Source organism: Pseudomonas sp. F007, from assembly GCF_057814275.1.
Map to the genome: position 1 here is coordinate 18072 of NZ_JBVATA010000015.1, position 23863 is coordinate 41934.

The window sequence follows — 23863 nt, forward strand, 5'->3', positions numbered from 1 at the left end:
ACTATTAAGATAAATGCTCAACATCGCACTACATTGACAACTAAAGGTTGTAGATATGGACAAGCTTAAAAGCATGGCGGCGTTCGTGGCGGCAGCTGAGTCAGACTCCTTCTCGAAAGCGGCTGCCGTGTTAGGCGTGACGCCACAGCTGATTGCCAAACAGGTCGGCAATCTGGAGTCTCGGTTAGGGCTCAAACTGATCACCCGCACCACTCGCCGCCAAAGCCTGACCGCCGTGGGCAGGGACTATTACTTGCGCTGCAAGGCTATCCTCAGCGACGTTGAGGAGGCCGATGAGCTGGCGCTGTCAGCAAACTCGACTCCGCGCGGAAAAATTCGCATCAGCGCGCCCTATAATTATGGTTCTCATCGACTCATCCCATTCCTGACCCAATATCTGACGCGTTACCCGCAAACAGAAATCGAGTTGGAGTTGACGGACAGGTTCGTGAACATCGTAGAAGAGGGATTCGAAGTCGTGTTTCGGCTGGGCAAACCCCAATTGGCCGACAGTGCAGCATTGGTACAACGCGGCTTGAGACCTTTCAGGATGTTTGCTTGCGCATCCCCTGCCTATCTGTCACGCAAAGGGACCCCACTCCATCCCAAACAACTCGTGGACCATGACTGCCTGGGCTATCTGTTCTCCGATCGAATGACAGACAAACTCTGGCGTTTCACTAAAAATCAGCAGACGTTCACGATCCCCATTGCGAGTCGACTGAAAGTCAATAACACCCTGGCCAAGGTGAACGCCGCATTATCGGACTTCGGCATCACGCTCTGCGTCGAGGATGTACTGATACCCTACGTGCAACGGGGTGAACTGGTCGTACTCTTCGAGGAATTCGAAGGGCCCACGTATCCCGTCAATCTGATCTATGCCTTCGATCGTCGCCCCTCCGCAAAGCTCAGGCACTTCATCGACGAAGTGGTTGTTGCATTGGGTTCGCCTCAGGCCTGACAGAGCATGGGCTGATTGCACGCAGCGTGTAAGCAATAAGGCTAAGTAGTGAAGGCGAGATCATTTGGTCGCACCTGAGCCATCGCCGTCTGGCCTGATGCCGATGAAGCTGGCAGTCATTCGTTGCAGGGTCTGCGCTTCTGGCCGATTTCTGTCTGTCGCCAGCTGCTGCTCTGGGTCGTTTTCTGCCTGTCGCGCCCCGGCGAAACTACAAATAAAACCCCGCCAGCGAGCCGGGGGATTGTGTTCTCGCCATTCGTCCATCGCCGGGCACTTACAGCGTTTGCCTACCTCTCATGTTCAAGCACGGACATTCAAATAACCATCGGAGAGCAACATGGATATCGATGAGAAGGCACCGGGGAACATGTCGCAGCAAGACGGTACGAACAGCACGGATAACAAAACGGGTCATGACCCCAAGCGGTCTGAAGTGTCGTCGAAAACGGCCCAGGTCGGTGCGACCAACAATCCAAAGCCGGACCCGGTCGCCAAAGAGAACCCATACAGTCCCGATTTCAAATCTGAGCCTGAACATAAGCCGGCTCAAGACGCCGATATTGATACTCAGGGGGGTTAGTAGCATCTGGTGAATCAGGACGGATTCTGGGTATGGAAATAGTCGTTGGCGGCTATTCTTGGTCTACATCGGCCCACAGAGGATTGCGCCATGACCGCCGTCGATCGCCTCAAGTATTTGCGCATCGCGCTGGTCCTGGCTGGCCTGGCGTGTCTTGCGCTTTACCCGCTCATGTTGCTTTGGCCGTCCGGCTGGGCCTGGCACGACGGTCACTCGGACTACCCGATGATGATCATTGGCCTCTACGCCACCCTTGGCGTTTTTCTGATCCTGGCCGCACGTGACCCCTTGGCCAATCTGAGCCTGATCTGGTTCACCGTATGGTCCAGCGCCGTACACGCAGCGATCATGGCCGTCCAGGCGCTCACCCAGCCAGCGCAGATGGGGCACTTGGTCGGTGACGTGCCGGCGCTGTTCATCGTGGCGGTTGTTTTGGCGATCTTGACGCCGCGGCTGTCCGCCGAACATTGACCCCTCACTCAGGTGCTCATCGAGGAATCAAATGCCTGTTCTTGCAGGCTGGTCTTGATCAGTGCCGCCAATAGCCGGGCAGCGGGTGGCAGGTCTTCGCCACTGCTGTGCAACACATAGCCAAGGCATGGCAGCACGGGCAAGCCAGACACCACAGTGAGATGGGACGGCAGACCGATCCGGGTGCGCAGTGTCAGGCCCAAGCCGGCGGCGACCGCTGCCCACAGGCCGCCGACGCTGGGGCTGGTCAGGGCAATTCGCCAGGGTATTTTTGCGCCATCCAGCGCCTGGGTGGCGGTGCTGCGCATGACACAAGGCGCTTCAAACAGGATCAAGGGTAATGGCGCGTCATCCAGAGTTGCTGCTAGTGGCCTGTCGCGGGCTCCAATCCAGTGCATCGGGGTTTCGCCGAGCCGCGTGGCATGAGGCGACAGGTGCCCGGTGTCCCAGGCCAGCGCCAGGTCCAGGCTTGCACTGTCGATCAGAGCCAGCAGTTCGGCATTTCGGGCGATCCGGACTTCAAAATTGACCCGCGGATACGTCTGCACGAAGCGGCGCAGGATATCGCTCAGGAAGTGCTCGCCGAAGTCCTCTTGCAGCCCCAGACGCAGGGTCCCGGCGGTCTGATTTTCGTGCAGCGTCTGGAAGATCCCATCATTCAGTTCCAGCAACCGGCGGGCATGGCTGAGCAGTGTTTCACCCATTGGGGTCAGGACCAGCCCGCGCCCGGATTTGGCCAATATCGGCGTACCGACCTGCTCTTCGAGCTTCTTCAATTGGGCGCTGACCGCAGACGTCGACCGACCGAGCCGATCCGCCGCCTTGGCAAAGCTGTTGTATTCGACGCCGGTGACGAAGGTCCGCAATACCTCAAGATCGAAGGTGGGACGGCGCATTGGATAGTCCACTAAAACAGGATAATGACCGCCATTAAATCTGATATTCGGAACGGTTGCGACTTGTTAATTTTTCTCCGTCGCCGCCGACCTCCGAGGAAATAAACATGAGTGCATCAACAGTCAACGGGCCGGACAGCCCGCGCAGTTACCCGCAGAAATTTGCCGAACTCACCGACGAAGTATTGTTTGCCGACATGTGGAACCGGCCGCAACTCAAGCCTAGGGATCGCAGTCTGGCAACGGTGGCCGCCCTGGTGGCGATGTACCGACTGGAGCAACTGCCCTTCCATTTCAAGCGCGCGCTGGATAACGGTTTGGCCGTTGATGATCTGGCGGAAGTCATTACCCATCTGGCGTTTTACTCAGGATGGCCGACCGCTGCGTCAGCGCTGAATTTGCTCAGTGAGCTACAGGCTTGCCAGCCAACTTGTCAGGAGTAATGGTTGATGCCCTTTGCCCGAATTTCATTGCACCAGGGGAAGTCCGCCGAGTATCTGCGGGCATTGTCCGAGGGATTGCACGAGGCCCTGGTCGAGAGCTTCGAAGTACCGCAGGCCGACCGGTTTCAGGTCATTCACCAGCATGCGGTCGGCGAGCTGATATTTGATTCCCACTACTTGGGCGGTCCGCGTAGCCATGACTTTGTGCTGATCGCGATCACCGCCGGCCGCCCACGAAGTGTTGAGACGAAACAGCGCTTCTACCGCGACCTGGTCGAGAAGCTGGGACGGGCCACAGGGCTGAACGCAGAGGATGTGATGGTGGTCATCACCACGACGGCCAGTGATGAGTGGTCGTTTGCGGGCGGCCGGGGTAATTAGCGGTGGAGGCGCGCCATGGGCGTCGCCTGATATGCCGCCTTCGCGACGGTGCGACGATTCGACAGGCTCGCTCCCACAAAACGATTTTTACGCTTGCTGAAACGTTTAACCCAGTTTATAAAATCGCCACAACTCCAAGAAAGGCTGCCGCCATGACCCCGCTCAAACTCGTTGTTGCCCTCAGCGCGCTGTCCGCTGCTTCCCACGCCATGGCCTGGGACTACGTGCTGCTCGACACCGACAAAGCCGCACAGAACTGGCAGATCACCAGCCAGCAACTGGGCATCAAGACCGACAAACCCTTCAGCGTGACCCTGCGCACCTTGCACGGCGGTCGGCAGGAAGGCGTGAGCATTGTCGACATCGACAACGGCACGATGAAACTCTCGGTGGTGCCGACGCGCGGCATGAACGTGTTGCAGGCCTCGGTCGGCGAGGTGCGCATGGGCTGGGATTCGCCGGTCAAGGAGGTGGTCAATCCGGCCTTCATCGAACTCAATGGCCGTGGGGGTCTGGGCTGGCTGGAAGGCTTCAATGAACTGGTCACCCGCTGCGGCTACGAATGGGTCGGCCACCCCGGCATCGACAACGGCGAACTGCTGACCCTGCACGGCCGGGCCGCCAACATTCCGGCGAACACAGTCACCCTGCACATTGATGAAAAGCCACCGTACGCCATCACCCTGCGCGGGGAACTGAAAGAGCAGGCGTTCAAGAAGGTCGACTTCTCGGTCGCGACCGAGCTGGTCACCGAACCCGGCAGCGTGACGTTCGCCCTCAACGACACGCTGACCAACAACGGCGACTATCCGAAGGAATACCAGGCGCTGTACCACAGCAACTTCAGCACCCCGTTCCTCGAGCAAGGCGCTCGGTTCGCCGCGCCGGTGAAACAGGTGTCGCCGTTCAACGACAAGGCCAAGGGCGATCTGCCGGACTGGCAAACCTACCGCGCACCGACCAAGGACTACGACGAAACGGTCTACAACGTCGTGCCTTATGCCGACGCCAAGGGCGATACCTTGACCGTATTGCACAACAAGGCCGGCAGCCTGGGCGTTTCGGTCGGTTTCAATACGCAGACCCTGCCGGTGTTCTCCCTGTGGAAGAACACCGATACCGAAGGCCAGGGCTACGTCACGGGGCTGGAGCCGGGAACCAGTTTTTCCTACAACCGCCGTTATCAGCGGCCACTGAACCTGGTTCCGACCATTGGGCCAAAGGAACACAAGCAGTTCCGCATCAGCTACAGCTTGTTGTCGGACAAGGCGGCGGTGGATAAGGCCTTGAAGCAGGTGAGCGAGATTCAGGCCGGGCGCGAGACCGAGGTGCGGCAGACGCCGTTGGTTGATCTGAGCAAGGGCTGACATCGGCAGCAATCCGCGGCCAACTGTTCGCAACTGATCCCATCGACTTGCTCAAGGTCCGCCCGCATGCGCGCGACCTTGAGCAACCACCCTCTCCTGCTTGTCGCCCTTACATCTGTTTGCCGTGCCGCGCAGAGATAGCAACGGTGCTCGGCGAATCCGCCAGTGACACGAACTTGCGTGTCGCACCATCCAGCGCATCGATGCTGCCCGTCTCGATGTCGTAGACCCAGCCGTGCAGATTCATCCGACCCTGCTCCAGCGCCAGCGCCACCGAGGGATGGGTACGCAGGTTCGCCAGTTGCGCGATGACGTTTTCGCGCACCAGGCCGTCGAGCTTGGCCCGCGGTGTGTCGAACTCATGGGCCGCGTTAATGGCCTTCGCAGCGTCCGAGTGGCGCAGCCAGTTGGCGACCGCCGGCATATGGTCCAGGCAGGTGCAGCGTGAAATCGCGCCCATCGCCCCGCAGTCCGAGTGACCGCAAATCACGATGTCTTCCACGCCGAGTACGGCAACGGCATATTCGACGGTGGCCGAGACGCCGCCTGGCTCAGGACCATAGGACGGCACGATGTTACCGGCATTGCGGATCACGAACAGCTCGCCCGGTTCGCGCTGCGTCAGGAGTTCGGGTACCACGCGGCTGTCCGAGCAGGTGACGAACAACGCCTTGGGATTTTGTGTGGTCGCCAGGTGCTTAAAAAGCTCGACGCGTTGCGGAAAAACCTCGCGCTGAAAGCGCAGAAAGCCGTCAATAATGTCACGCATGGAGTCCTCCAAAGCCAAATTGCCGATGATGGCACGAGCACTCGATAGGCCCTCGCGCCGCAATGGCCATCATTATTACAGAGGTCACGCGCCTTGGCTTTACTCGATCAACGATGGACCTCGCGCCGCCATAACCCTTGACACTGAGAAACCCCGCCGGGTTCAACCACGCACCAGGTGAACGGCCAGGCCGGCCAATGCGCAGGCGAACAGCACCTGAATCACCCCTCGCTTGAAGCGAAACAACGCCAGCGCAGCTGCCACCGCGATCAGTGCCGACGGCCAGTCAAAGGTCCCGCTCAAGCCCGTTGGCCAGAGCACGTGGTAACCGAAGAACAGCGCGAGGTTGAGGATCACGCCTACTACTGCGGCGGTGATCGCGGTCAGCGGCGCGGTGAATTTCAGCTCGTTGTGGGTCGACTCCACCAACGGACCACCGATGAGGATGAACAGGAACGACGGCAGGAAGGTGAACCAGGTGACCAGACTCGCCGCGACTGCGCCGGCGAGGAATGGGTGCTGCGCGCCGAACATCGGGTTCACATAGCCACCGATAAAGCCCACGAAGGCGACCACCATGATCAGCGGCCCGGGGGTGGTTTCCCCCAGGGCCAGACCATCGATCATCTGGGTCGGCGTCAGCCAGCCATAGTGCCCGACCGCCCCCTGGTAGACGTAGGGCAACACCGCGTATGCGCCGCCAAAGGTCATCAATGCGGCCTTGGTGAAGAACCAGCCCATCTGCGTCAGGGTGCCATCCCAGCCAAACGACAACGTCAGCAGTCCCATGGGCAACAGCCACAGTGCAGCACCGACCAGCAACAGGCGCAGCAGATGCCCCCAACTGAAACGGGCATGTTCGGGTGTCGGCGTATCGTCATCGATCAGGGCCGGGCCATAGTTGTTTTTCGCGGCGCCATGACCGCCGCCGATGACGAATGTGTCCGGGGCGATGCGCCCGCCCACATAGCCAATAATGGCGGCCGCCAGCACGATCAGCGGGAACGGCACGTTGAGGGCGAAGATGGCCACGAACGAAGCCCCTGCCATGCCCCACAGCCAGCCATTCTTCAGGGCGCGCGAGCCGATGCGATGGGCCGCGTGAACGACGATGGCCGTGACCGCTGGCTTGATGCCGTAGAACACCCCGGCCACCACCGGCACCTCGCCAAAGGCGAGGTAGATCCAGGACAACCCAATCAGGATGAACAGCGACGGCAACACGAACAAGGCGCCAGCAATCACCCCGCCCCAGGTGCGGTGCATCAGCCAGCCCATGTAGGTGGCGAGCTGCTGGGCCTCCGGGCCAGGCAGCAACATGCAGTAGTTCAGTGCGTGGAGAAAGCGCTTCTCACTGATCCAGCGCCGACGCTCCACCAGCTCCTGGTGCATGATCGAAATCTGCCCGGCCGGTCCGCCAAAGCTGATGAAGCCCAACTTGAGCCAGAACAGGAAGGCTTGATAGAGGCCGACCGGCTGCTGGGTTGCCTGAGCTGGCGGCTGGCCGCTTGTTGCGGAGGTGGAATCAAACATTTTCGACTTCTTCCGTTGCGAAAGCGGTGAGCAGGCCATCGAAGATGCCCGCGGCGACGCTGGTCAGTTGATCGTCATCGCCAATGCTTTCTCTCAAGCCTGCGAGGACGCGCTCGATACCCGGTGCTTCGCTGGGTTGATCGCCACCCACATCCAGGTAATGGATGACGCCTGCCAGGCGTGCCAGGCCTGGCTGATGAATATCAAAGCTCTCGATCAGGGTCTCGAAGGATACCCGCTGGCCAACGTGGCTGAATCGGGCCCCATCAAAATCGAAGCCGAGCGCATCGCCTGGGCAGTCGCCGGGCCTGTCCAGCCAGATGAATTGGGGATCGGCATCGATGAAGCGCCGGATCAGCCAGGCACAGGCCAACCGATCCACCCATGGGCGCTTGCGGGTGGCCCATCGGCGTCCCTGGTAGTCGCCGCGCTCCAGCCGATTGATGGCTTCGGCGTGCGCACTCGGCTCATCGGCGGACAATGCACGACTGATCGCGGTCTCAAGCTGTTGCAAGGATGAATCGGCCTGAGCCTTGAGCACGCCGGGAAAGAAATCAATCGCCGCCAACTGACCGAAGGCCTTTCTGTGCTTGCGCGCCTGCCGGGCTATTTGCAGCGCATTCTCCACTGATAAGTCTGCCCGGCAGCCGGCAATTTCCTGCATCAGCCTGGCGTACTCAGCGCTGCGGTCGAACAGCTCACTGAAGCGCTCTTCACGCTCAGTCAGCGACAGGAGATACGCCGTACCGTTGATGGCCAGCACTTCCCGCTCCACGGTTTCAAACGTTTCCCGGCCCGCGCTGCGTTCCGGCAGCAGATACACGCCATCGCGCAGCACCGCGGCACCGGCAGCCTTCAGGGTTCGCCAGGCGCGCATCCGCTCGGTGGCGTTAGCGGTGGGCAGGCCAAGGATCAGTAGCGACCAAATAATCATGTAGAGAATTCAACTTAAAATGTAACTATCTCTACATTATATAAGATCTGGTTAAAAGCAACAGGTACTCGTCGAGTCGCTGCCAGGGTCATCTCGCCGAGCGAATGACCATGATCGCGTCCACCGCTATGGAGGCTCCCAGAGGTAGAGACGCAACACCGATCGAGGCTCTCGCGGGATAAGGCGCGCTGAAGTAGCGACCCATGACCTCGTTAACGATGTTGAACCCTGTCAGGTCGGTGAGATACAGCGTCAGCTTGCCAACATCCTCAAAGCTTGCGCCTGCGGCTTCGGCAACGGCCTTCAGATTCTCGAACACCTGCACCACTTCGGCCTCGAAGCCTTTGACCAACTGCATGCTGACCGGGTCCAGTGGAATCTGCCCAGTGAGGAACACCAGACCCCCCATCCGTACAGCTTGGGAATAGGGGCCGATTGCCGTCGGCGCTTGCTCACTGTGAATTGCGATTCTGCTCATGAGATACCTGCTTCAGGGGGCGAGCCAGGTAGGCTGCCAGTGCGCCTGTCGACGCACGAAGCGAGCCCGTTGATGGATGGCGCGGGAAAGATCGAGCCACTCCACGGTTGTCGCCTGGACGCGAATGATTGCAAAGTGTTCAAAGCCATCACCAGCCGGTTCATCGCCGTGTTCAGGGGTATCGATCACCTGCCCCGGAACGCTGCCATGCCTGAACAACGCTTGGGTTTTACCTCGCGCCTGCTGCCAATCGCGCTGACGCTGCGAGAGATCGTCGACGAGACTGGCGCTGCCTTCCAGACGAACCTGCATGACCCCGCAAGGGCTTAGCGCAGTCAGCGCGACACGTTCTTCAGCCAGCAACTGGGCGCACAGTGCCGAGCGCCTATCCGCATAGAAAAACAACGCGCAAGCGCTCTGATCGACGCCACGCAGAACCACCGTCCTGCATTTCGGCCAGCCTTGAGGGCCGATGGTCGCCAGTTGCATCAGACGAAAAGGATTGCGCTGCGCGCCGACCGGGATTGCCAGGTCCGCCCAGATGCGCTGGAACAAAACATCGAGCATGGGAAAACCCGCCACATGACAAAAAGGCCGCAACCGAGGGTTGCGGCGACCGGAGATCAGACGCTGCGCGTTACACCGCCATCAACCTTGATGTTCTGTCCGGTGATATAGGCAGCCCCTTCACTTGCGAGAAACGCGATGGTGGCGGCAACTTCCTCGCTGGTGCCATAACGCTGGAGCGGAACGCTGTCGCGACGTTGCTCGGTCGCCGGCAGGCTATCGATCCAACCAGGAAGTACGTTATTGATGCGCACGTTATCCTTGGCGAAGTTATCGGCGAAGATCTTGGTGAACACGGCCAGACCCGCTCGGAACACGGCTGAAGTCGGGAACAGATCGCTGGGTTCGAAGACCCAGGCGGTAGAGATATTGATGATCACGCCACCTTGCTGGCGCTGCATGATTGGCGCGACCAGACGGGTGGGTCGGACGACGTTGAGCAGATAGGTGTCCATGCCCTTGTGCCAGTCTTCATCGCTGATTTCCAGAATCGGTGCGCGAGGGCCATGGCCGGCACTGTTCACCAGAACATCAACACGCCCCCATTTTTCCACTACGGCGTCCACCAGGCGCTGCAGGTCATCGATGGACTGGTTGCTACCGGTCACGCCGATGCCGCCCAGCTCTTTGGCCAGTGCTTCACCCTTGCCCGACGAGGACAGGATGCCGACCTTGAAACCATCGGCTGCCAGGCGCCGCGCCGCTGCCGCGCCCATGCCGCTGCCACCGGCGGTGATGATTGCTACTTTTTCTACTGACATAACGGCCTCCAGGGTTGGCTTTCTCAAGTGCGTTAACCCTAGCAGCAGTCTCGATGTGGAGGGAGGCAGCAAGGCTTTGCCCTGGCAGTAGATTAACTATCGAATACCTGTTGCTTGAGCCAATCCTTCACCACCAGCAAGGCGGGTGACTGTCGCGCCTTGCGTGGCCACACCAGATAAAACGCTTTGTCGAGCAGAAGCTGCTGGTCGAACACCTTTACCAACCGTCCCGCGGCGATGTCGTCCTTGACGAAGGCATGGCTGGCCAGGGCTATGCCTTGTCCGCTGATGGCGGCCTCGATGGCCAGGGAGGTCTGATTGAAACGCATGTTCTTGGCAGTCGGCTGTGCATGGTTGGGGAATAGCCCTGCCATGAACTCCGGCCAGAAGTTATGGGCGTCGTGGAGCATGAGGAAATCCTGAAGTTTCTCGAAGCTTGCAGGCAGCCCCTTGCCTTCGAACAGCCTCGGGCTGGCCACGGCGACGATGCGCTGCTCCATCAGCAGCTCGGTATTCAGGCCCGCTCCGAACGCAGGCTGGCCGTAGCGAACGGCGATATCGACGCCGTCGGTATGGAAATGCGAGAGCCTGTCCGTCGCCAACACCCGTAAGTCGATGTCCGGATGGTTTTCGGCAAACGTACCCAGTTTCGGAATAAGCCATTTCGAGGCAAAGGTTGGCGTGACACTGACGGTCAGGTGCGACGGCTCCGGCCTGAGCAAACGCGTCGCCTCGTCGATCATCGCCAGTGCACTGCGAATACTGCCGCTGTAGGCCAGACCGGCATCGGTCAATCCCAGGCCGCGCGGCAAGCGCTCGAACAGGCGAATGTCAAGACTGGCCTCCAGCCCTCGGATCTGCTGAGCGACGGCAGCCTGAGTCACGCCCAGTTCTTCAGCGGCGAGACGGAAATTCAAATGACGGGCAACCACTTCGAATATGCGAAGTGCGTTGAGCGAGGGTAACCCTGGAAAACCTTCAGGCATGGCAGTGGAAATTCTATCTCGTGGTGAAAGTCAGGGTGCCTCTCTTATCCCGGTGCAACGCAGTTACTCTGGCGATATACGAAAGATCACTGCGCCGAGGCTAGCCCCTAAAACCTTTAAAAGAAACCCGAGCCAGTAGAAAACCCACTTCCTATTCAAGGGGCCTGCCATGAAAATCCCAGACGCGCACCGCATGACGCAGGTGGTTCACAATCAGCTGGTTGCATTCGAAGCCACCGCCAGACTTGGCAGTTTTCGAGCCGCCGCCGAAGAGCTCTTCGTGACGCAAGGGGCGATCGCTCAGCAGGTACGTGCCATGGAGGACAAACTGGGCATCAAGTTGTTCGTCCGTTTGCCCCGAGGTTTGGCTCCGACACCGGCTGCGCAGGCGTATGTGAGTCGTGTTCGACTGGCCATGGGCATCATCGAAGAGGCCACCCGGGCCCTGCTACAAAGCGAAAGCGAAGACGACCCTTGTCGTTTGACACTCAGCACCACGGCGGCACTCGCCAGCCGCTGGTTAGTGCCGCGTCTGGCTCGACTGGCTGAAGATCACCCGCAGATTTCCGTCATGATTGATGCGTCGGATGTCACGCGGCCGCTGCGAGGCCGGGGCAACGTCGACATGGCCATTCGCTGGGGTGTTCCGCCCTTCCCCGACGCAGCGGCGAGCTTCCTTCTTCCCGGTCGGGCGATCGCCGTGTGCTCACCAACCTTGAGCGGATACGGCAGCTGGCAGCAGCCACAGGATGTGCTGCATGTACCGCTGATCTCGGACACTCATAACAATTGGCCGCGGTGGTTCGATGTCTATGGATTGCCTGGCACCCGGTTTTCGGGACCGTCCTTCTCGCAGACAAGCCTGGTGCTGGATGCCGCCGAACAAGGCGTGGGGATTGCGCTGATCGCGGAGCCTCTGGTCGCTCGCTCACTGAAAACGGGTGCCCTCGTGAGGGCATTTGGGGATCAGTTTCCGCTGGAGACAGAGGCTGCTTTCCACGTACTGACGGCTGAACCGATCACGCCGAATTCAGTGATTGGAACCGTGGTCATGTGGTTGTTGAACGCAGTCGATTGTCCTTCCACTCGGCTGTAGCACTCGGCAGAACGGCGCTGACGGTGAGGTACAGCGCCATCTGCACATCGTCAGATCACGGCCCGCTCGATCACGCGCTCACCCTTGGCAAAGCGTGCGTACAGGAACGGTGAGAGATCCAGCGAGCGAAACTCACCGTAGATGATCTGCTCTGCAATACCGCGCCCGACAGCAGGGCCCTGTTGGGAGCCATGACCCGAAGAACCATTACTGAAGTGGAAGTTCGACACCACGTCATGGGGACCGATCACAACGTTGTAATCGAAGGTGTTGAAGTCGTAGTGCCCGATCCAGAAATCAATGATTTCCACATCACGGAACTGCGGGATACGGTTTGACAGAATGGGGTGGACCTTCTTCTCCCAGATCCCCTCTTCGGCGGTGAAGTCATCGCAATCGACCGTCTCGTCCTCTCCCATCGGTGGGCAGCCAACCAGATAGTCGTCACCGAACTGACGGAAATGCACCCCGGTAGGGTCGATGGTCAGCGGCAAGTCACGGTCAAGCGGCTGCTTCGCTCGGAAGATGAAGGTGTAACGACGTTTGGGCTGAATATCCAGTTTGAGATCGGCCATGGCCGCGATCTCACCCGCACGGGTTCCCGCAGCATTGACGATATGGCCCGCTTGGATAACCTCGCCGGTTTCCAGGGTGACAGTGGTGACCTTGTCGTTTTCGCGGCCGATGGAGACAACCTTGTTGCGAACGTAATCCACACCGCGCTCAATGGATTTTTTGATCAGCCACTCGATCATCAAAGGCGCGTTGTAATAGCCCTCGTCCTGGGTATTCAGGCTGCCCGCTTCAATGTCATCAAGCCGCAAGAACGGATATTGCGCGGCAATTTCCTGACGGCTGACCATACGGGTGCCGGCACCCTGTTCCGCCTGTACCTGCTGATCCCGCTCCAGTACCGATGTGAGCGCCGAACTGTCGGAAAGGTACAAGTAGCCGAAATTGCGGATCGGCAGTTCTGGTACTACGCAATCGCCTCCCAGGTTCTCGCGGAAAGCTTTCGCAAACTCAGCCGCAAACTGACCAATCCTGACGTTGATCGGATTGGCAAACTGCTGACGCATGCAATTGTTCGAAGCACCGGTCTGAGCCTTGGCGAACGAAGGATCGGGCTCGACAACCAGGACCTTGCCTGTGAAGTCGGGGTTCGACGCGAGAAACCATGCAGTGCATGCCCCCATCGTTGCCCCGCCGATAATGACGACGTCATAGGCCGCGTGTTTTGGGGTTGCATCAAATTGCGGGAGATCCATCTGCCAGGACGAATCCTTTGAAGTGGGAGCCTTGTGGTCGGACATGTTTTTTCTCGGCTGGTGAGTGACTTCGTTGTTTATGAGGCCAGATCTCACTGCCGTGTACTAACCACAAATATTCGGGTCAGCCTGCAGAAAAACTACAGGCTGGGGAAGCCTGCTGGTCGGCCTGCCGAAGCGGCGCCTGACCCAACTTACAAGTACAGGCAGCACCAGCAATCGGCGGCGTATTGACAGTATCAAGACCAACCCATAACCTGCACACAACCATGCACACACAGATGTGTGGTAAATACGTTTTACCTTTCTGCCTATAACAATCATCAACAGTGAGGTCAAAAATGGTCCGGTTATTCTCAGCTTCCGTTAAAAAATTGATTGTCGGCGCCAGCCTCTGTGGCGCCCTGCTCGGACAGTCGGCCGTCCAGGCCGCCGAGCCGTCGGTCTGGCAAGACATTCAGAAGGCTGGCGTGTTGCGCTGCGGTGCTGCAGTGGCAGCGCCTTATGTGATGCGTGACGCCGCCTCGGGCGACTACAGCGGCTACTTCGTCGACCTGTGCAAGGACTTCGGCGAGAAGGTGTTGAAAGTCAAAGTCCAGTTCGTCGACACCAGCTGGGATAACCTGGTGGCGGGCCTGCAGAGCGGCAAATGGGACCTGGCGATGGCCTTGAACCAGACGCCGGAGCGCGCTCTGGCGGTGGGCTTCAGCGCCCCTGCCACGGACTATCAGGTGTCACTGCTGGTGAACAAGGAAAACCCCAAGGTCGCCAACGCCACCGACGAAATTGCCGCGCTCGACAAAGCCGACCTGACCTTCGCCGTGATGTCCGGCACAGCACAGGACAAGGCCATCACTTCGGTCCTGCGCAATGCCAAAATCATGCGTCTGCCGGGCATGGATGAAACACGATTGGCCGTCATGTCCAAGCGTGCCGACGTTCTGGTCGACGCCAGCGATACCAACCACCTTTTCGCCCTGGCCAACCCTGGCTGGGCACGGGAAATTCTTCCAAAACCGGCCCTGGCCAAGCAGGGTGTGGCGTTCGGGGTTCGTCGCGACATCGCACCGGCGGACATGGAAGTGCTGAACATCTACATCAGGCAGCGCCGTGACACCGGCGAGATTCAACAGTTGGTGGACAAGGCGTCATTGCAGGTCAACGCCGGCAAATAATTCATCGTTAGATCTTTCAGTGCCGCTTGCTGCGCCTGGGCAAGCGGCATGTTCATTCCTCAACCCCGAATGCGGCGGCCAGGGCTGCCTGGAAGGAAGTGTCCATGAGAAGGTTTGAAAACAAAGTCGCGATTGTCACCGGTGGTGCAGGTGGCATCGGCTCAGCGATCGCCGCGAGACTGGCGGCCGAGGGGGCGACGGTGGTGGTCACCGATGTCAACCTGCAAGCCGCCGCAACGGTGGTGCAACAGATCCACGACGCCGGCGGCACTGCACAGGCTCTGGCATCCGATATCGCCAACCCGGCGGCGTGCCGCCAATTGATCAAACAGGTGGTCACTCAGTTCGGGCGTATCGACGTGCTGATCAACAATGCAGGGATCAATCGGCGTGGCGACCTGCTTGCACTGAGCGAAGAGGATTGGCATACAAGCTTTGCGGTCAACCTGGACTCGATGTTTTACCTGTGCCGCGCAGTGTTGCCGATCATGATCGAGTCGGGTTCAGGCGCTATCGTCAACACGGCCTCCCAGTGGGGCCTGCATCCCGCTCCAGGTCACATCGCCTATAACGTCACCAAGGCCGCAGTGGCCTCTTTTACCCAGAACCTGGCGCGTGACTATGCGCCGCACAATATCCGGGTCAATGGCGTTTGCCCCGGCGAAATCCACACCCCGATGCTCGAAGCAGGGGTACTCCGTTCAGGGCGAACCATCGCCGACCTGGACAAGATGGTGCCGTTCGGTCGTATCGGCAAACCGGAAGAAGTGGCGGCACTGGTTGCCTTCCTGGCCAGTGAAGAGGCCGCATTCATCTGTGGCTCTCTGGTGGAAATCACCGGTGCACAAGCGGTTGCGTAGCCGGACATGAAACAAGGGAGCGGCAAACGCTCCCTTGTCTGACAGATGGCACGCGGGGCGAGCGCCGCAAAGGAATCGCCCCGGGGTTCAGCGGATGTAGCTGCCGCCGTTGACGTCCAGCGTGGCGCCATTGAGCGAAGCCTGGGACTTGCGCAGCACGAATGCCACCAATTCGGCGATCTCTGCCGGCTCGGCTATTTCACCGATCGGAATGTCCGCCACCGCGGCTTGCTTGCCGTAGGTAGCAATGAACTGCTCGGCCATGTCCGTACGCACCCAACCCGGGGCAATGGCGACTGCCACCACGCCATCAGGGCCAAATGAGCGCGCAATGGACTTGGTCAGGTTGACCAGCGCCGCCTTGGTAGCGCCGTAAGGCAGTGCTTCGGCGGCGTACCCACGCTGGCCGGCCCGGCTGGCCATATTGACGATGCGACCGCCGTCGAACTGCTTGAAATGGCGGATCGCTTCCTTGCACAGATCGGCCGCCGCGAAGAAGTTGACCTGGAACTCCTTTTGCCAGGCCGCGGACCAGTCCTGCGGCGCGGCCTCAATGGAAACTTCCGTGCGAATACCGGCGTTGTTGACGAGCGCGTGAATGCGCCCGGCGGCGGCGATGGACGCCTGCCATAAGTCAAAGGCGCCCAGCGGCGTCGACAAGTCACCCTGCACGACAAACCCATTGCCGCCAATCCGCTCCAGCAGGCGTTCGGCGGCGAGCCTGTCACGTCCGTAATGAATGATGACCCGCGCGCCCTCGCCCGCCAGTTGCGCGACGATGGCCGCACCAATGCCGCCCGTTGCGCCCGTGACCAGGACCGTTTGTCCTTGCAGTGGTTGAGCCATTCGCACCTCCATCGATTCGTTGGAAAAACAGCGCCCGAACCTGCCCAGGCGCTGGCGGTTTCAATCGCTTACTTGATGTACCACCCCCACGGGGCATCGCTGACGTAGCGGGTGATCTGCTTGGTTTCCAGGTAGTTGTCCAGGCCCCAGTGACCCAATTCGCGACCGATGCCAGACGCCTTGTAGCCGCCCCACGGCGCCTCGGTGAAGGTCGGCTGGGAACAGTTGATCCAGACGATGCCTGCCTGAAACGCGGCGGCCACCCGCTCCGCCCGTTCGTCATCCCTGGACATGACCGCCGCCGCCAGGCCGAAGCGTGAATCGTTGGCCAGCTCGACCGCCTCTTCTTCGGTTTTGAATGGCCGCACGCAGACCACCGGGCCAAAGATCTCCTCGACCCAGGCGGCGCAATCCAGCGGCACGTCGGTGAGCACGGTCGGTTGCAGGTAATAGCCCTTGTCGAAACCCTCGGGGCGGCGGCCCCCACAGGCCACCGTCGCCCCCGCCGCGCGTGCGGCGTCAATGGCGGCGAGCACTTGTTCGTATTGGCGTCTGGAGACCAGCGGGCCCAGCAATACCCCCTCCTCCATACCGTTGCCGATTTTGATGCGACGGGTTTCTTCAACCAGCCGGGCGAGCAACTGCGGGTAAAGCCCTTCCTGCACCAGCACGCGCGAGGTCGCGGAGCAGACCTGGCCCTGGTTCCAGAAAATCCCGAACATGATCCATTCGACGGCCTGCTCGATGTCCGCATCGTCAAACACGACAAACGGCGACTTGCCGCCCAGTTCCAGGCTGACCCGTTTGATGTCGCGCGCTGCCGCCGCCATGACCTTCGAACCCACCGGCCCCGAACCCGTGAAGGCCAGCTTGTCCACGCCCTTGTGATCGATGATCGCCTGGCCAGCGACAGCGCCGATGCCCGTCACCACGTTGAGCACGCCAGCTGGCAGGCCGACCTGATCGGCAATCGCCGCCAACTGCAAGGAGGTCAGCGACGTGGATTCGGCGGGTTTCAACACCACGGTGCACCCGGCGGCGAGGGCCGGGGCCACTTTCCAGGCGGCCATCAACAAGGGGTAGTTCCAGGGAATGATTGCGCCGGCGACGCCAATGGGCTCCTTGACGGCCTTGGAGGTAAATCGCCCATCGGGCAAGGTGATGCTTTGCGCACCGCAATGATCGAGTTGCTCGGCGAGGCCGGCGTAATAGTCAAAGCAGCCAGCGGCATCGCCGATGTCCCAGAGCGCTTCCGGCAGTGGCTTGCCATTATCGATGACCTCCAGGGTCGCGATCTCATCCTGGCGATCGCGAATGCCCTGGGCAATCGCGCGCAAGAATTTCGCCCGTTCGGCGCCCGGGCGTTTCGGCCAACCGTCTTTGTCGAATGCCCGTCGGGCAGCCTTGACGGCCAGATCGACATCGGCTGCGGTGGCGGCGGCAATTTCCTGCACGACGTCTTCAGTGGCGGGATTGATCACGGTCTCAAAACCGTCGCTGACGGGGGTTACCCACTTGCCGTCGATGTAAAGCTTGCTTCGCATATCGATCACCTGTCTGTGCATGGCGTTGTGATTAGAAACGGTTGACGCGGTAGGGGGTCATGTCGATGGGCGGCGTCTGCCCGGTCATCAAGTCGCTGATCAGGCGCGAGGTCGTGGCCGCATACGTCAGGCCCAGATGCCCGTGGCCGCAGGCGTACCAGACATTACGCCGGGTGGCCGATCGGCCCATCACCGGCACCGTGTCAGGCGTGGCTGGACGATGACCCATCCACTGCGAGGTGTCCTGCACTTGCAGGTCGGGCAGCGCCTGACGGGCGCGCTTGACCAGAATCTGCGCCCGGCGATAGTCGGGGTCGGCGTCCAGGCCGGCCATTTCCACCGTGCCGCCAATGCGGATGCCGCCGGCAGTCGGCGTGACCATGAACGCCTTTGCCGGCCAGATGATCGAGTGCTGCAGGGAGATGCCCGGCGCCATCACCTGAGTGTGATAGCCGCGTTCGGTCTCCAACGGGATGGGCTCACCGATCAGCTTGGATAGCCTTGCGGTATAGGCACCCGCCGCCAGCACCACCTCTTCGGCTTCGATCAGCCGACCATCCTTCAAGCGAATCCCGCCGACGTGACCGAGGGCCTGGTCGAAACCGACCACCTCGCCGCGAACCACCACCCCGCCCAGCGTCTTGAAGCGTTCGACCAGTTGCACCACCAACTGATAGGGGTCGGAAATCGAGCGGTTCTCGGGAAACAGCACGGCTTTGCCGATCTGATTGGCCAACGCCGGTTCCAGGGCCTGCAATGCTTCGCGATCGAGGATTTGGTGGGCAAAACCGAAACGTTCCAGCACCTCGATATGTTCACGATCAGCACGGTATTCGGCTTCGTCGGTGTACAGGCTCAGGCACCCCTGGTCGCTGAGCATGTGGTCCAGGCCGGCGACCTTGAGCAACTGCGCCAGGTCTTCATGCACTCGCGAGCACAACACGGCACCTGCGGCTTCCAGCTCGCGGACCTTGGCCGGACGGCTGGCCGACAGGAAGCGCAGGAACCACGGCATCAGCTTGAGCAGGTAAGCAGGGCGAATACAGATAGGCCCTTCGGGATCGAGCAACCACTTGGGCATCTGCGACCAGATGCCCGGACGGGATGCCGGCATGAATTCGGTCACGGCGATGCTCGCCATGTTACCGAAGGAGGCCCCCTTGCCAGGCTCCGCTTTGTCCAGCAGCACCACCCGCTTGCCGCGGCGCTGGAGTTGGTACGCGAGGGTGGTGCCGACGATTCCGGCACCTACAACGACAGTTGGCCGCACAGGTTTTCCTCATTCTTGTTGTTTAGCGAATCGACCAGGCGCTTCCACGGCCTTCGGTGTGCCAAAGGTTGCCAGCAATCGCCCGGTCGTTGTTTGCCCGTTGACAACGATCATAAGCTCGACCTAATCTGAATGCAACGCTGCATACAACACAACACACAAGCATGCGTTATTCATCGATTTGCCCTTCTGCCTAACAAAAACAAGCTCAACGGAGAGGTAAAAAATGGCTGTCAATCAATCGTTGTCCCTCTACAGGAACCTGGCCCGCGCCTCAGCGCTGCAAGCCGGTCTGCTCGGCACCTCGCCCGCCCACCTCGGGCAAGTCCCAGGGCACAACGCCCATGCACCGTGCAACGGCGTACCCGCTACCCGGTAAACCTTCGCTGACAGACCGGGGGCGACGTTGCGTGCGCCCTCGTGGAGACGACATTCATGAACACTCCCCGTTTGGTGGCCTCCCAGCCACAGGTTCCGCTCATCCCGAATTCGGCCAACGCCGGCGATTTCATCCAGTTGCATGAGGTCCGCAAGGCCTACGGCGAGCAACTGGTGGTGATGGACCGGATGAATCTGCAGATGAGTGCCGACGATCGCCTGGTCATCATCGGCCCCTCGGGCAGCGGCAAAAGCTCGCTACTGCGGGTGTTGATGGGCCTGGAAGGCATCCAGGGCGGCACCATTCAGTTCCAGGGCAAACCCTACATCGACGGGGCTCGCAAACAAGGCAAACCGCTGGATGAAGTCCTGCACAAGCAGATCGGCATGGTGTTCCAGCATTACACGCTGTTCCCGCACCTGTCGGTGCTGGGCAACCTGATTCTCGCGCCGGTCAGGGTGCATGGCCTGAGCAAGGCCGAGGCCACGGAAAAAGCCCGCGCCTACCTCGCCCGACTGGGCCTGGAAAACAAACTCCACGCCTACCCCAACCAGCTCTCGGGCGGCCAGAAGCAGCGCGTGGCCATTGCCCGGGCGCTGATGCTCGAACCGCGCCTGATGTTGTTCGATGAAGTCACCTCGGCACTCGATCCGGAAATGGTGATCGAGGTGCAGAACGTGATGCTGCAACTGGCGGAACAGAAGATGGCGATGATCATCGTCACCCACGACATGCACTTCGCCCGGCATATCGCCACCCGCGTGGTGTTCTGCGCCAATGGCAAGGTGGTCGAACAAGGCCATCCCGATCAGTTGTTTACCCGACCACAGGAACCACGCACCCGCGAGTTCCTGGAAAAGGTCCTGCACCTGGATTGAGGGAATGCCATGAATTACCAATTCGACTTCCACTTCCTCAACGGCAGCCTGCCGGCGCTGCTCGACGGACTCAAGGTCACCCTGGAACTGGCGCTGGTCGCCAACGTGATCGGGCTGACCTGCGGTTTCCTGCTGTGCCTGATGACCATGAGCCGCTGGTTCTTCATCCGCTGGCCGGCGCAACTGTTTATCGAGTTCTTCCGCTGCACCCCGGCGCTGCTGCAGATCGTCTGGTTCTTCTACTGCGTGCCGATGCTGTTCAACGTGTTCATCGATCCGATCGCCATGGGCTTTCTGGCGCTGGGCCTGAACCTCACCGCATTCAACGCCGAAGCCTATCGAGCTGGCGTACAGGCGGTGCCGCGCGAACACCTGGACGCCTGCGTGGCACTGGGACTCAAACCGTGGCAGCGCACCTTGTACGTGGTCTTGCCACAGACGGTACGCAGCGCCTTGCCGGTGCTGATCACCAATGGCATTGGCACCCTGCAACAAAGCGCGCTGGTCGCCATCGTCGCCGTCGCCGACCTGATGTATGTCGGCAAGAGCCTGGCGACCGAAGCCTATCGCCCGCTTGAAACCTACACCCTGATCGCACTCGTCTACTTCGCCCTGTCGTTGCCCATCGCCCAGTTGGCGCAATGGTTCGAGCGGCGCCAAGACCTTGCTGTGCAGCGCTGAGGACAGAGCCATGCCAATCGACTTTTCCGTTGTTCTGCACTACTGGCCGGTGTTGCTCAAAGGGCTGGGCCTGACACTTGGATTCACCTTGGTGTGCGCCGTGCTGGGCAGCCTGGCCGGATTCATCGTCAGCCTGCTGCGCCAGTTGCGTACGCCGCTGGTGCGCCTGCCATTGACCCTGTTCGTGGAGTTCTTCCGCGGCACGCCGTTGCTGATCCAGCTGTTCTGGGTGTTCTTCTGCTTCCCGGTGGTGTTCGGGCTGAACATTCCTCCCTATGCCTCGGTGTTGATCGCGCTGACCCTGTTCATGGCCGCGATCACCAGCGAGACCTTTCGCGGCGCCCTGAAGTCCATCGCCAGCGAACAGCATGACGCCTGTATCGCCCTGGGTCTGACATCGCGGGTCAAGGTGCTTTACGTCGTGTTCCCCCAGGCGCTGCTGCGGGCGGTTCCGCCGTTGCTGTCGAACGTGGTCAGCCTGTTCAAGGAGAGCGCGCTGATCTCTTCCGTCGGGGTCGCCGACCTGATGTTCGTCGGCCAGAACATCTCCAACAGCACCGCTCGCCCGGTCGAGTTCCTCTCGGCCGTGGCCGTCATCTATTTCCTCGTGGCATTCCCTCTCACCCGCCTGGTCGGTGTGGTCGAGGGGCGTCTGCTGCGCCGTTACGCCTACTGACTACATCCACACGGAGACATCCCCATGAAACTGAACGGTATCCTGCCGGCCCTCGTCACCCCTTTCGATCAGGCTGGCAACGTCGATCACGAAACTCTCGCCGCCATCCTCGAAAAACAACTGGCGGCCGGCGTCAGTGGCTTCGTGCCGCTGGGATCGACTGGTGAATACTACGCGCTGACCAATGATGAGCGCCGGCAAATCCTGGCCACCGTCAAAGAGGTGGTGGGCAATCGCGGTACCCTGATCGCCGGCGCCAACGGTTCTTGCACCCGCGAAGTGCTGGAGCAAATCAAGCAGACTGTCGATGCCGGCTACACCAACCTGCTGATCGCACCGCCGTACTACGCCCTGCCGTCCCAGGAAGAATTGCTGGCGCACTACAACACGATCCTGGCGACCTTCCCGCAAATCAATGTCGTGCTCTATAACTACCCTATTCGTACCAACGTCGAAGTGGGCATGGACGTGGTCGCCGCGCTCAACGACCATCCCCGTGTCATCGCCATCAAGGAGAGCAGCGGCAACCTGCTGCGGGCCATCGAGATCGGTGAGAATCACAAGGGTATTCAGCTGTCCTGCGGCTCTGACGACCAGGCCCTGGACTTTTACCTGTGGGGTGCCAGTAGCTGGATCTGCGGCCCGGCCAACATCTTTCCGGAGAAGGTGGTGGACTTCCATCGCCAGTTCACCAGCGGCGACATCCAGGGGGCGCAGAACACCATGCGCTCGCTGTTCCCGGTCATGGCTAACCTGGAGAGCGGCAAGTTCGTGCAGAAGGTCAAGTACGGTACCGAGCTGTCCGGGTTCAAGGTCGGCAATGCGCGTGCCCCCTTGTTGCCGTTGACGGATGATGAGAAAACCGAGTTCCGCCGAGTCTTCGAAGCCTGCCAGGGCTGACGGACGATCTGCCGGCAACCGGGCCGTTTCTTGTCGTGACTCGCAAAAAACGGCCTGGGTCGCTTTATCAAATGAGGTCAGCCATGCGTTGGAAAAAAACCCTGCAACTCGCCGAAGTGCATTGCGAAGGCGAGATCGGCAAAGTCATCACCGGCGGTGTTCTGGATGTTCCGGGCGCCACCCTGCTGGACAAGATGAACTACATCAATGAAGTCGACGACAGCCTGCGGCGCCTGGTGACGCTCGAACCCCGGGGCTGCCTGCAGATGTCGGTCAACCTGCTGCTGCCGCCCACACGCCCCGAAGCCCAGGCAGGCTTTATCGTGTTGCAGGCGGACAAGGCGCACCCGATGTCCGGCAGCAACTGCATCTGCGTGGTGACCGCGCTGCTGGAACTGGGCATGGTGCCGATGGTCGAGCCTGAGACGACGGTGGTACTGGACACCCCGGCCGGCCTTGTGACCGCCAGGGCGCGTTGCGCCGACGGGCGCTGCCAAAGCGTTTCGCTGGACATGGTGCCGGCGTTCGTCGAGTACCTGGACCTGACCCTCGACACCCGCGAATTCGGCCCCTTGAAAATCGACGTGGCATTCGGCGGCGTGTACTACGCGCTGATCGACGTCGAACAGATCGGTCTCACGATCGCCCCCGAGAACGCCCGTGAACTGGCCACCGCAGGCGTCGCGCTCAAGGAGGTGATCAATCGCCAGATCGACGTCCAGCATCCGTTGATGCCGTCGGTCAATGAAGTGGCGTACGTCATGTTCCGCAATCGCCTGGATGATCGCACCTACCAGACGTGCACGACCCTGCCACCCGGACGTGTCGACCGCTCGCCTTGCGGCACCGGCAGCTCTGCCAACCTGGCCACGCTGGCGGCACGGGGACTGGTGAAAAGCGGTGACCAATTGACCTCGCAATCCACCATCGGCGGGACGTTCCAGGTCACGCTGCTCGGTACCACCGAAGTGGCCGGCCGCCCCGCCGTGCTGCCACGGGTGACGGGCCGGGCCTGGTTATACGGGTTGCAGCAGCTGGGCGTCGACCCGGATGATCCATTGGCGCAAGGTTTCATGCTCAGCGACACCTGGGGCAGCGGCTTCACCCACTAATCCCACGGCAATGGCATGTATACTCGGCGCCACACCAATCGAGACCTG

At 60.5% G+C, this 23863-nt stretch carries 27 protein-coding genes; 15 read left to right on the forward strand and 12 right to left on the reverse strand.

What is annotated here, in order from left to right; all coding sequences use genetic code 11:
* The first annotated feature begins 55 nt into the window (after positions 1-55).
* The 3 genes from ACZYR5_RS29080 to ACZYR5_RS29090 all read left to right on the forward strand — a co-directional run bounded on the left by ACZYR5_RS29080 (position 56) and on the right by ACZYR5_RS29090 (position 2015).
* Positions 56-964, forward strand: a complete 909-nt coding sequence (locus ACZYR5_RS29080; RefSeq protein WP_489092794.1) for a LysR substrate-binding domain-containing protein — start codon at positions 56-58, stop codon at positions 962-964.
* Positions 965-1301: 337 nt separating this feature from the next.
* Positions 1302-1544, forward strand: coding sequence for a hypothetical protein (locus ACZYR5_RS29085; protein ID WP_489092793.1), 243 nt, complete (start codon positions 1302-1304; stop codon positions 1542-1544).
* Between the two features lie 90 nt (positions 1545-1634).
* Positions 1635-2015, forward strand: coding sequence for a DUF6632 domain-containing protein (locus tag ACZYR5_RS29090; protein ID WP_489092792.1), 381 nt, complete (start codon positions 1635-1637; stop codon positions 2013-2015).
* A gap of 8 nt (positions 2016-2023) precedes the next feature.
* Here the strand turns inward: ACZYR5_RS29090 and ACZYR5_RS29095 are convergent, their stop codons facing one another.
* Entirely contained in the window at positions 2024-2911 is an 888-nt protein-coding gene (locus ACZYR5_RS29095) for a LysR substrate-binding domain-containing protein (protein ID WP_489092791.1), read from the reverse strand.
* 107 nt (positions 2912-3018) lie between these two features.
* Between ACZYR5_RS29095 and ACZYR5_RS29100 the strand changes: the two genes are divergently transcribed.
* From ACZYR5_RS29100 to ACZYR5_RS29110, 3 genes are all read left to right on the forward strand, one after another.
* Positions 3019-3354: a carboxymuconolactone decarboxylase family protein gene (locus tag ACZYR5_RS29100; RefSeq protein ID WP_489092790.1), complete on the forward strand. Its 336-nt coding sequence runs from the start codon at positions 3019-3021 to the stop codon at positions 3352-3354.
* A gap of 6 nt (positions 3355-3360) precedes the next feature.
* Entirely contained in the window at positions 3361-3735 is a 375-nt protein-coding gene (locus tag ACZYR5_RS29105) for a tautomerase family protein (protein WP_489092789.1), read from the forward strand.
* A 152-nt stretch (positions 3736-3887) separates the two neighbouring features.
* Entirely contained in the window at positions 3888-5102 is a 1215-nt protein-coding gene (locus ACZYR5_RS29110; protein ID WP_489092788.1) for an aldose 1-epimerase family protein, read from the forward strand.
* A gap of 109 nt (positions 5103-5211) precedes the next feature.
* Here ACZYR5_RS29110 and ACZYR5_RS29115 read toward each other — a convergent pair whose 3' ends face one another.
* The 7 genes from ACZYR5_RS29115 to ACZYR5_RS29145 all read right to left on the reverse strand — a co-directional run bounded on the left by ACZYR5_RS29115 (position 5212) and on the right by ACZYR5_RS29145 (position 11130).
* The gene (locus ACZYR5_RS29115; RefSeq protein ID WP_489092787.1) at positions 5212-5871 is read right to left on the reverse strand and encodes a carbonic anhydrase; all 660 of its coding nucleotides are present in this window, start codon (positions 5869-5871) and stop codon (positions 5212-5214) included.
* Between the two features lie 162 nt (positions 5872-6033).
* A complete protein-coding gene (chrA, locus tag ACZYR5_RS29120; protein WP_489092786.1) occupies positions 6034-7404 on the reverse strand; it encodes a chromate efflux transporter in 1371 nt (456 codons plus the stop codon).
* A complete protein-coding gene (locus tag ACZYR5_RS29125; protein WP_489092785.1) occupies positions 7397-8338 on the reverse strand; it encodes a chromate resistance protein ChrB domain-containing protein in 942 nt (313 codons plus the stop codon). The genes chrA and ACZYR5_RS29125 overlap by 8 nt, the downstream gene beginning before the upstream one ends.
* A gap of 88 nt (positions 8339-8426) precedes the next feature.
* The gene (locus ACZYR5_RS29130; protein ID WP_489092784.1) at positions 8427-8816 is read right to left on the reverse strand and encodes a Rid family detoxifying hydrolase; all 390 of its coding nucleotides are present in this window, start codon (positions 8814-8816) and stop codon (positions 8427-8429) included.
* A 12-nt stretch (positions 8817-8828) separates the two neighbouring features.
* On the reverse strand, positions 8829-9383 hold the full coding sequence (locus ACZYR5_RS29135; protein ID WP_489092783.1) for a pyridoxamine 5'-phosphate oxidase family protein: 555 nt from the start codon (positions 9381-9383) through the stop codon (positions 8829-8831).
* A 56-nt stretch (positions 9384-9439) separates the two neighbouring features.
* Positions 9440-10144, reverse strand: coding sequence for an SDR family oxidoreductase (locus ACZYR5_RS29140; RefSeq protein WP_489092782.1), 705 nt, complete (start codon positions 10142-10144; stop codon positions 9440-9442).
* Positions 10145-10236: 92 nt separating this feature from the next.
* Positions 10237-11130, reverse strand: coding sequence for a LysR substrate-binding domain-containing protein (locus tag ACZYR5_RS29145; RefSeq protein ID WP_489092781.1), 894 nt, complete (start codon positions 11128-11130; stop codon positions 10237-10239).
* 169 nt (positions 11131-11299) lie between these two features.
* On the opposite strand from ACZYR5_RS29145, the gene ACZYR5_RS29150 reads away from it, so the two are divergent.
* The gene (locus ACZYR5_RS29150) at positions 11300-12226 is read left to right on the forward strand and encodes a LysR substrate-binding domain-containing protein (protein WP_489092780.1); all 927 of its coding nucleotides are present in this window, start codon (positions 11300-11302) and stop codon (positions 12224-12226) included.
* A gap of 50 nt (positions 12227-12276) precedes the next feature.
* On the opposite strand, the gene ACZYR5_RS29155 is transcribed toward ACZYR5_RS29150, so the two are convergent.
* Positions 12277-13539 carry an NAD(P)/FAD-dependent oxidoreductase gene (locus tag ACZYR5_RS29155; protein WP_489092779.1) on the reverse strand — a complete coding sequence of 421 codons (1263 nt, stop codon included), beginning with the start codon at positions 13537-13539 and terminating at the stop codon, positions 12277-12279.
* 296 nt (positions 13540-13835) lie between these two features.
* Here ACZYR5_RS29155 and ACZYR5_RS29160 point away from each other — a divergent pair, with 296 nt between their 5' ends.
* Positions 13836-14669, forward strand: coding sequence for a transporter substrate-binding domain-containing protein (locus ACZYR5_RS29160; RefSeq protein WP_489092778.1), 834 nt, complete (start codon positions 13836-13838; stop codon positions 14667-14669).
* Positions 14670-14773: 104 nt separating this feature from the next.
* Positions 14774-15529, forward strand: coding sequence for an SDR family NAD(P)-dependent oxidoreductase (locus tag ACZYR5_RS29165; RefSeq protein ID WP_489092777.1), 756 nt, complete (start codon positions 14774-14776; stop codon positions 15527-15529).
* 87 nt (positions 15530-15616) lie between these two features.
* Here the strand turns inward: ACZYR5_RS29165 and ACZYR5_RS29170 are convergent, their stop codons facing one another.
* From ACZYR5_RS29170 to ACZYR5_RS29180, 3 genes are all read right to left on the reverse strand, one after another.
* A complete protein-coding gene (locus tag ACZYR5_RS29170) occupies positions 15617-16375 on the reverse strand; it encodes an SDR family NAD(P)-dependent oxidoreductase (protein WP_489092776.1) in 759 nt (252 codons plus the stop codon).
* 68 nt (positions 16376-16443) lie between these two features.
* Positions 16444-17919, reverse strand: a complete 1476-nt coding sequence (locus tag ACZYR5_RS29175) for an aldehyde dehydrogenase family protein (protein WP_489092775.1) — start codon at positions 17917-17919, stop codon at positions 16444-16446.
* A 31-nt stretch (positions 17920-17950) separates the two neighbouring features.
* Positions 17951-19189, reverse strand: a complete 1239-nt coding sequence (locus ACZYR5_RS29180) for an NAD(P)/FAD-dependent oxidoreductase (RefSeq protein WP_489092774.1) — start codon at positions 19187-19189, stop codon at positions 17951-17953.
* A gap of 226 nt (positions 19190-19415) precedes the next feature.
* Here ACZYR5_RS29180 and ACZYR5_RS29185 point away from each other — a divergent pair, with 226 nt between their 5' ends.
* The 6 genes from ACZYR5_RS29185 (at position 19416) to ACZYR5_RS29210 (ending at position 23815) form a co-directional block, all read left to right on the forward strand.
* Positions 19416-19568: a hypothetical protein gene (locus ACZYR5_RS29185; protein ID WP_489092773.1), complete on the forward strand. Its 153-nt coding sequence runs from the start codon at positions 19416-19418 to the stop codon at positions 19566-19568.
* Between the two features lie 56 nt (positions 19569-19624).
* The gene (locus tag ACZYR5_RS29190) at positions 19625-20446 is read left to right on the forward strand and encodes an amino acid ABC transporter ATP-binding protein (RefSeq protein ID WP_489092772.1); all 822 of its coding nucleotides are present in this window, start codon (positions 19625-19627) and stop codon (positions 20444-20446) included.
* Positions 20447-20455: 9 nt separating this feature from the next.
* Positions 20456-21127 carry an amino acid ABC transporter permease gene (locus ACZYR5_RS29195; protein ID WP_489092771.1) on the forward strand — a complete coding sequence of 224 codons (672 nt, stop codon included), beginning with the start codon at positions 20456-20458 and terminating at the stop codon, positions 21125-21127.
* Between the two features lie 10 nt (positions 21128-21137).
* Complete coding sequence (locus ACZYR5_RS29200; protein ID WP_489092770.1) at positions 21138-21803, forward strand: amino acid ABC transporter permease; 666 nt, start codon at positions 21138-21140, stop codon at positions 21801-21803.
* Between the two features lie 24 nt (positions 21804-21827).
* Positions 21828-22703 (forward strand): 4-hydroxy-tetrahydrodipicolinate synthase, encoded by an 876-nt coding sequence (dapA, locus tag ACZYR5_RS29205; protein WP_489092769.1) that lies wholly within the window; start codon positions 21828-21830, stop codon positions 22701-22703.
* Between the two features lie 83 nt (positions 22704-22786).
* On the forward strand, positions 22787-23815 hold the full coding sequence (locus tag ACZYR5_RS29210; RefSeq protein ID WP_489092768.1) for a proline racemase family protein: 1029 nt from the start codon (positions 22787-22789) through the stop codon (positions 23813-23815).
* Positions 23816-23863: the final 48 nt, after the last annotated feature.

What these genes read in the sequence shown, in the direction of transcription:
- ACZYR5_RS29170 (WP_489092776.1), bottom strand. Translation starts at nt 16,375, where the DNA reads ATGGCTCAACCACTGCAAGGACAAACGGTCCTGGTCACGGGCGCAACG.
- ACZYR5_RS29160 (WP_489092778.1), top strand. Translation starts at nt 13,836, where the DNA reads ATGGTCCGGTTATTCTCAGCTTCCGTTAAAAAATTGATTGTCGGCGCC.
- ACZYR5_RS29145 (WP_489092781.1), bottom strand. Translation starts at nt 11,130, where the DNA reads ATGCCTGAAGGTTTTCCAGGGTTACCCTCGCTCAACGCACTTCGCATA.
- ACZYR5_RS29210 (WP_489092768.1), top strand. Translation starts at nt 22,787, where the DNA reads ATGCGTTGGAAAAAAACCCTGCAACTCGCCGAAGTGCATTGCGAAGGC.
- ACZYR5_RS29150 (WP_489092780.1), top strand. Translation starts at nt 11,300, where the DNA reads ATGAAAATCCCAGACGCGCACCGCATGACGCAGGTGGTTCACAATCAG.
- ACZYR5_RS29140 (WP_489092782.1), bottom strand. Translation starts at nt 10,144, where the DNA reads ATGTCAGTAGAAAAAGTAGCAATCATCACCGCCGGTGGCAGCGGCATG.
- ACZYR5_RS29085 (WP_489092793.1), top strand. Translation starts at nt 1,302, where the DNA reads ATGGATATCGATGAGAAGGCACCGGGGAACATGTCGCAGCAAGACGGT.
- ACZYR5_RS29105 (WP_489092789.1), top strand. Translation starts at nt 3,361, where the DNA reads ATGCCCTTTGCCCGAATTTCATTGCACCAGGGGAAGTCCGCCGAGTAT.
- ACZYR5_RS29155 (WP_489092779.1), bottom strand. Translation starts at nt 13,539, where the DNA reads ATGTCCGACCACAAGGCTCCCACTTCAAAGGATTCGTCCTGGCAGATG.
- ACZYR5_RS29115 (WP_489092787.1), bottom strand. Translation starts at nt 5,871, where the DNA reads ATGCGTGACATTATTGACGGCTTTCTGCGCTTTCAGCGCGAGGTTTTT.
- ACZYR5_RS29100 (WP_489092790.1), top strand. Translation starts at nt 3,019, where the DNA reads ATGAGTGCATCAACAGTCAACGGGCCGGACAGCCCGCGCAGTTACCCG.
- ACZYR5_RS29195 (WP_489092771.1), top strand. Translation starts at nt 20,456, where the DNA reads ATGAATTACCAATTCGACTTCCACTTCCTCAACGGCAGCCTGCCGGCG.
- ACZYR5_RS29135 (WP_489092783.1), bottom strand. Translation starts at nt 9,383, where the DNA reads ATGCTCGATGTTTTGTTCCAGCGCATCTGGGCGGACCTGGCAATCCCG.
- ACZYR5_RS29125 (WP_489092785.1), bottom strand. Translation starts at nt 8,338, where the DNA reads ATGATTATTTGGTCGCTACTGATCCTTGGCCTGCCCACCGCTAACGCC.
- ACZYR5_RS29130 (WP_489092784.1), bottom strand. Translation starts at nt 8,816, where the DNA reads ATGAGCAGAATCGCAATTCACAGTGAGCAAGCGCCGACGGCAATCGGC.
- ACZYR5_RS29110 (WP_489092788.1), top strand. Translation starts at nt 3,888, where the DNA reads ATGACCCCGCTCAAACTCGTTGTTGCCCTCAGCGCGCTGTCCGCTGCT.
- ACZYR5_RS29185 (WP_489092773.1), top strand. Translation starts at nt 19,416, where the DNA reads ATGGCTGTCAATCAATCGTTGTCCCTCTACAGGAACCTGGCCCGCGCC.
- ACZYR5_RS29165 (WP_489092777.1), top strand. Translation starts at nt 14,774, where the DNA reads ATGAGAAGGTTTGAAAACAAAGTCGCGATTGTCACCGGTGGTGCAGGT.
- ACZYR5_RS29095 (WP_489092791.1), bottom strand. Translation starts at nt 2,911, where the DNA reads ATGCGCCGTCCCACCTTCGATCTTGAGGTATTGCGGACCTTCGTCACC.
- chrA (WP_489092786.1), bottom strand. Translation starts at nt 7,404, where the DNA reads ATGTTTGATTCCACCTCCGCAACAAGCGGCCAGCCGCCAGCTCAGGCA.
- ACZYR5_RS29080 (WP_489092794.1), top strand. Translation starts at nt 56, where the DNA reads ATGGACAAGCTTAAAAGCATGGCGGCGTTCGTGGCGGCAGCTGAGTCA.
- dapA (WP_489092769.1), top strand. Translation starts at nt 21,828, where the DNA reads ATGAAACTGAACGGTATCCTGCCGGCCCTCGTCACCCCTTTCGATCAG.
- ACZYR5_RS29175 (WP_489092775.1), bottom strand. Translation starts at nt 17,919, where the DNA reads ATGCGAAGCAAGCTTTACATCGACGGCAAGTGGGTAACCCCCGTCAGC.
- ACZYR5_RS29190 (WP_489092772.1), top strand. Translation starts at nt 19,625, where the DNA reads ATGAACACTCCCCGTTTGGTGGCCTCCCAGCCACAGGTTCCGCTCATC.
- ACZYR5_RS29200 (WP_489092770.1), top strand. Translation starts at nt 21,138, where the DNA reads ATGCCAATCGACTTTTCCGTTGTTCTGCACTACTGGCCGGTGTTGCTC.
- ACZYR5_RS29090 (WP_489092792.1), top strand. Translation starts at nt 1,635, where the DNA reads ATGACCGCCGTCGATCGCCTCAAGTATTTGCGCATCGCGCTGGTCCTG.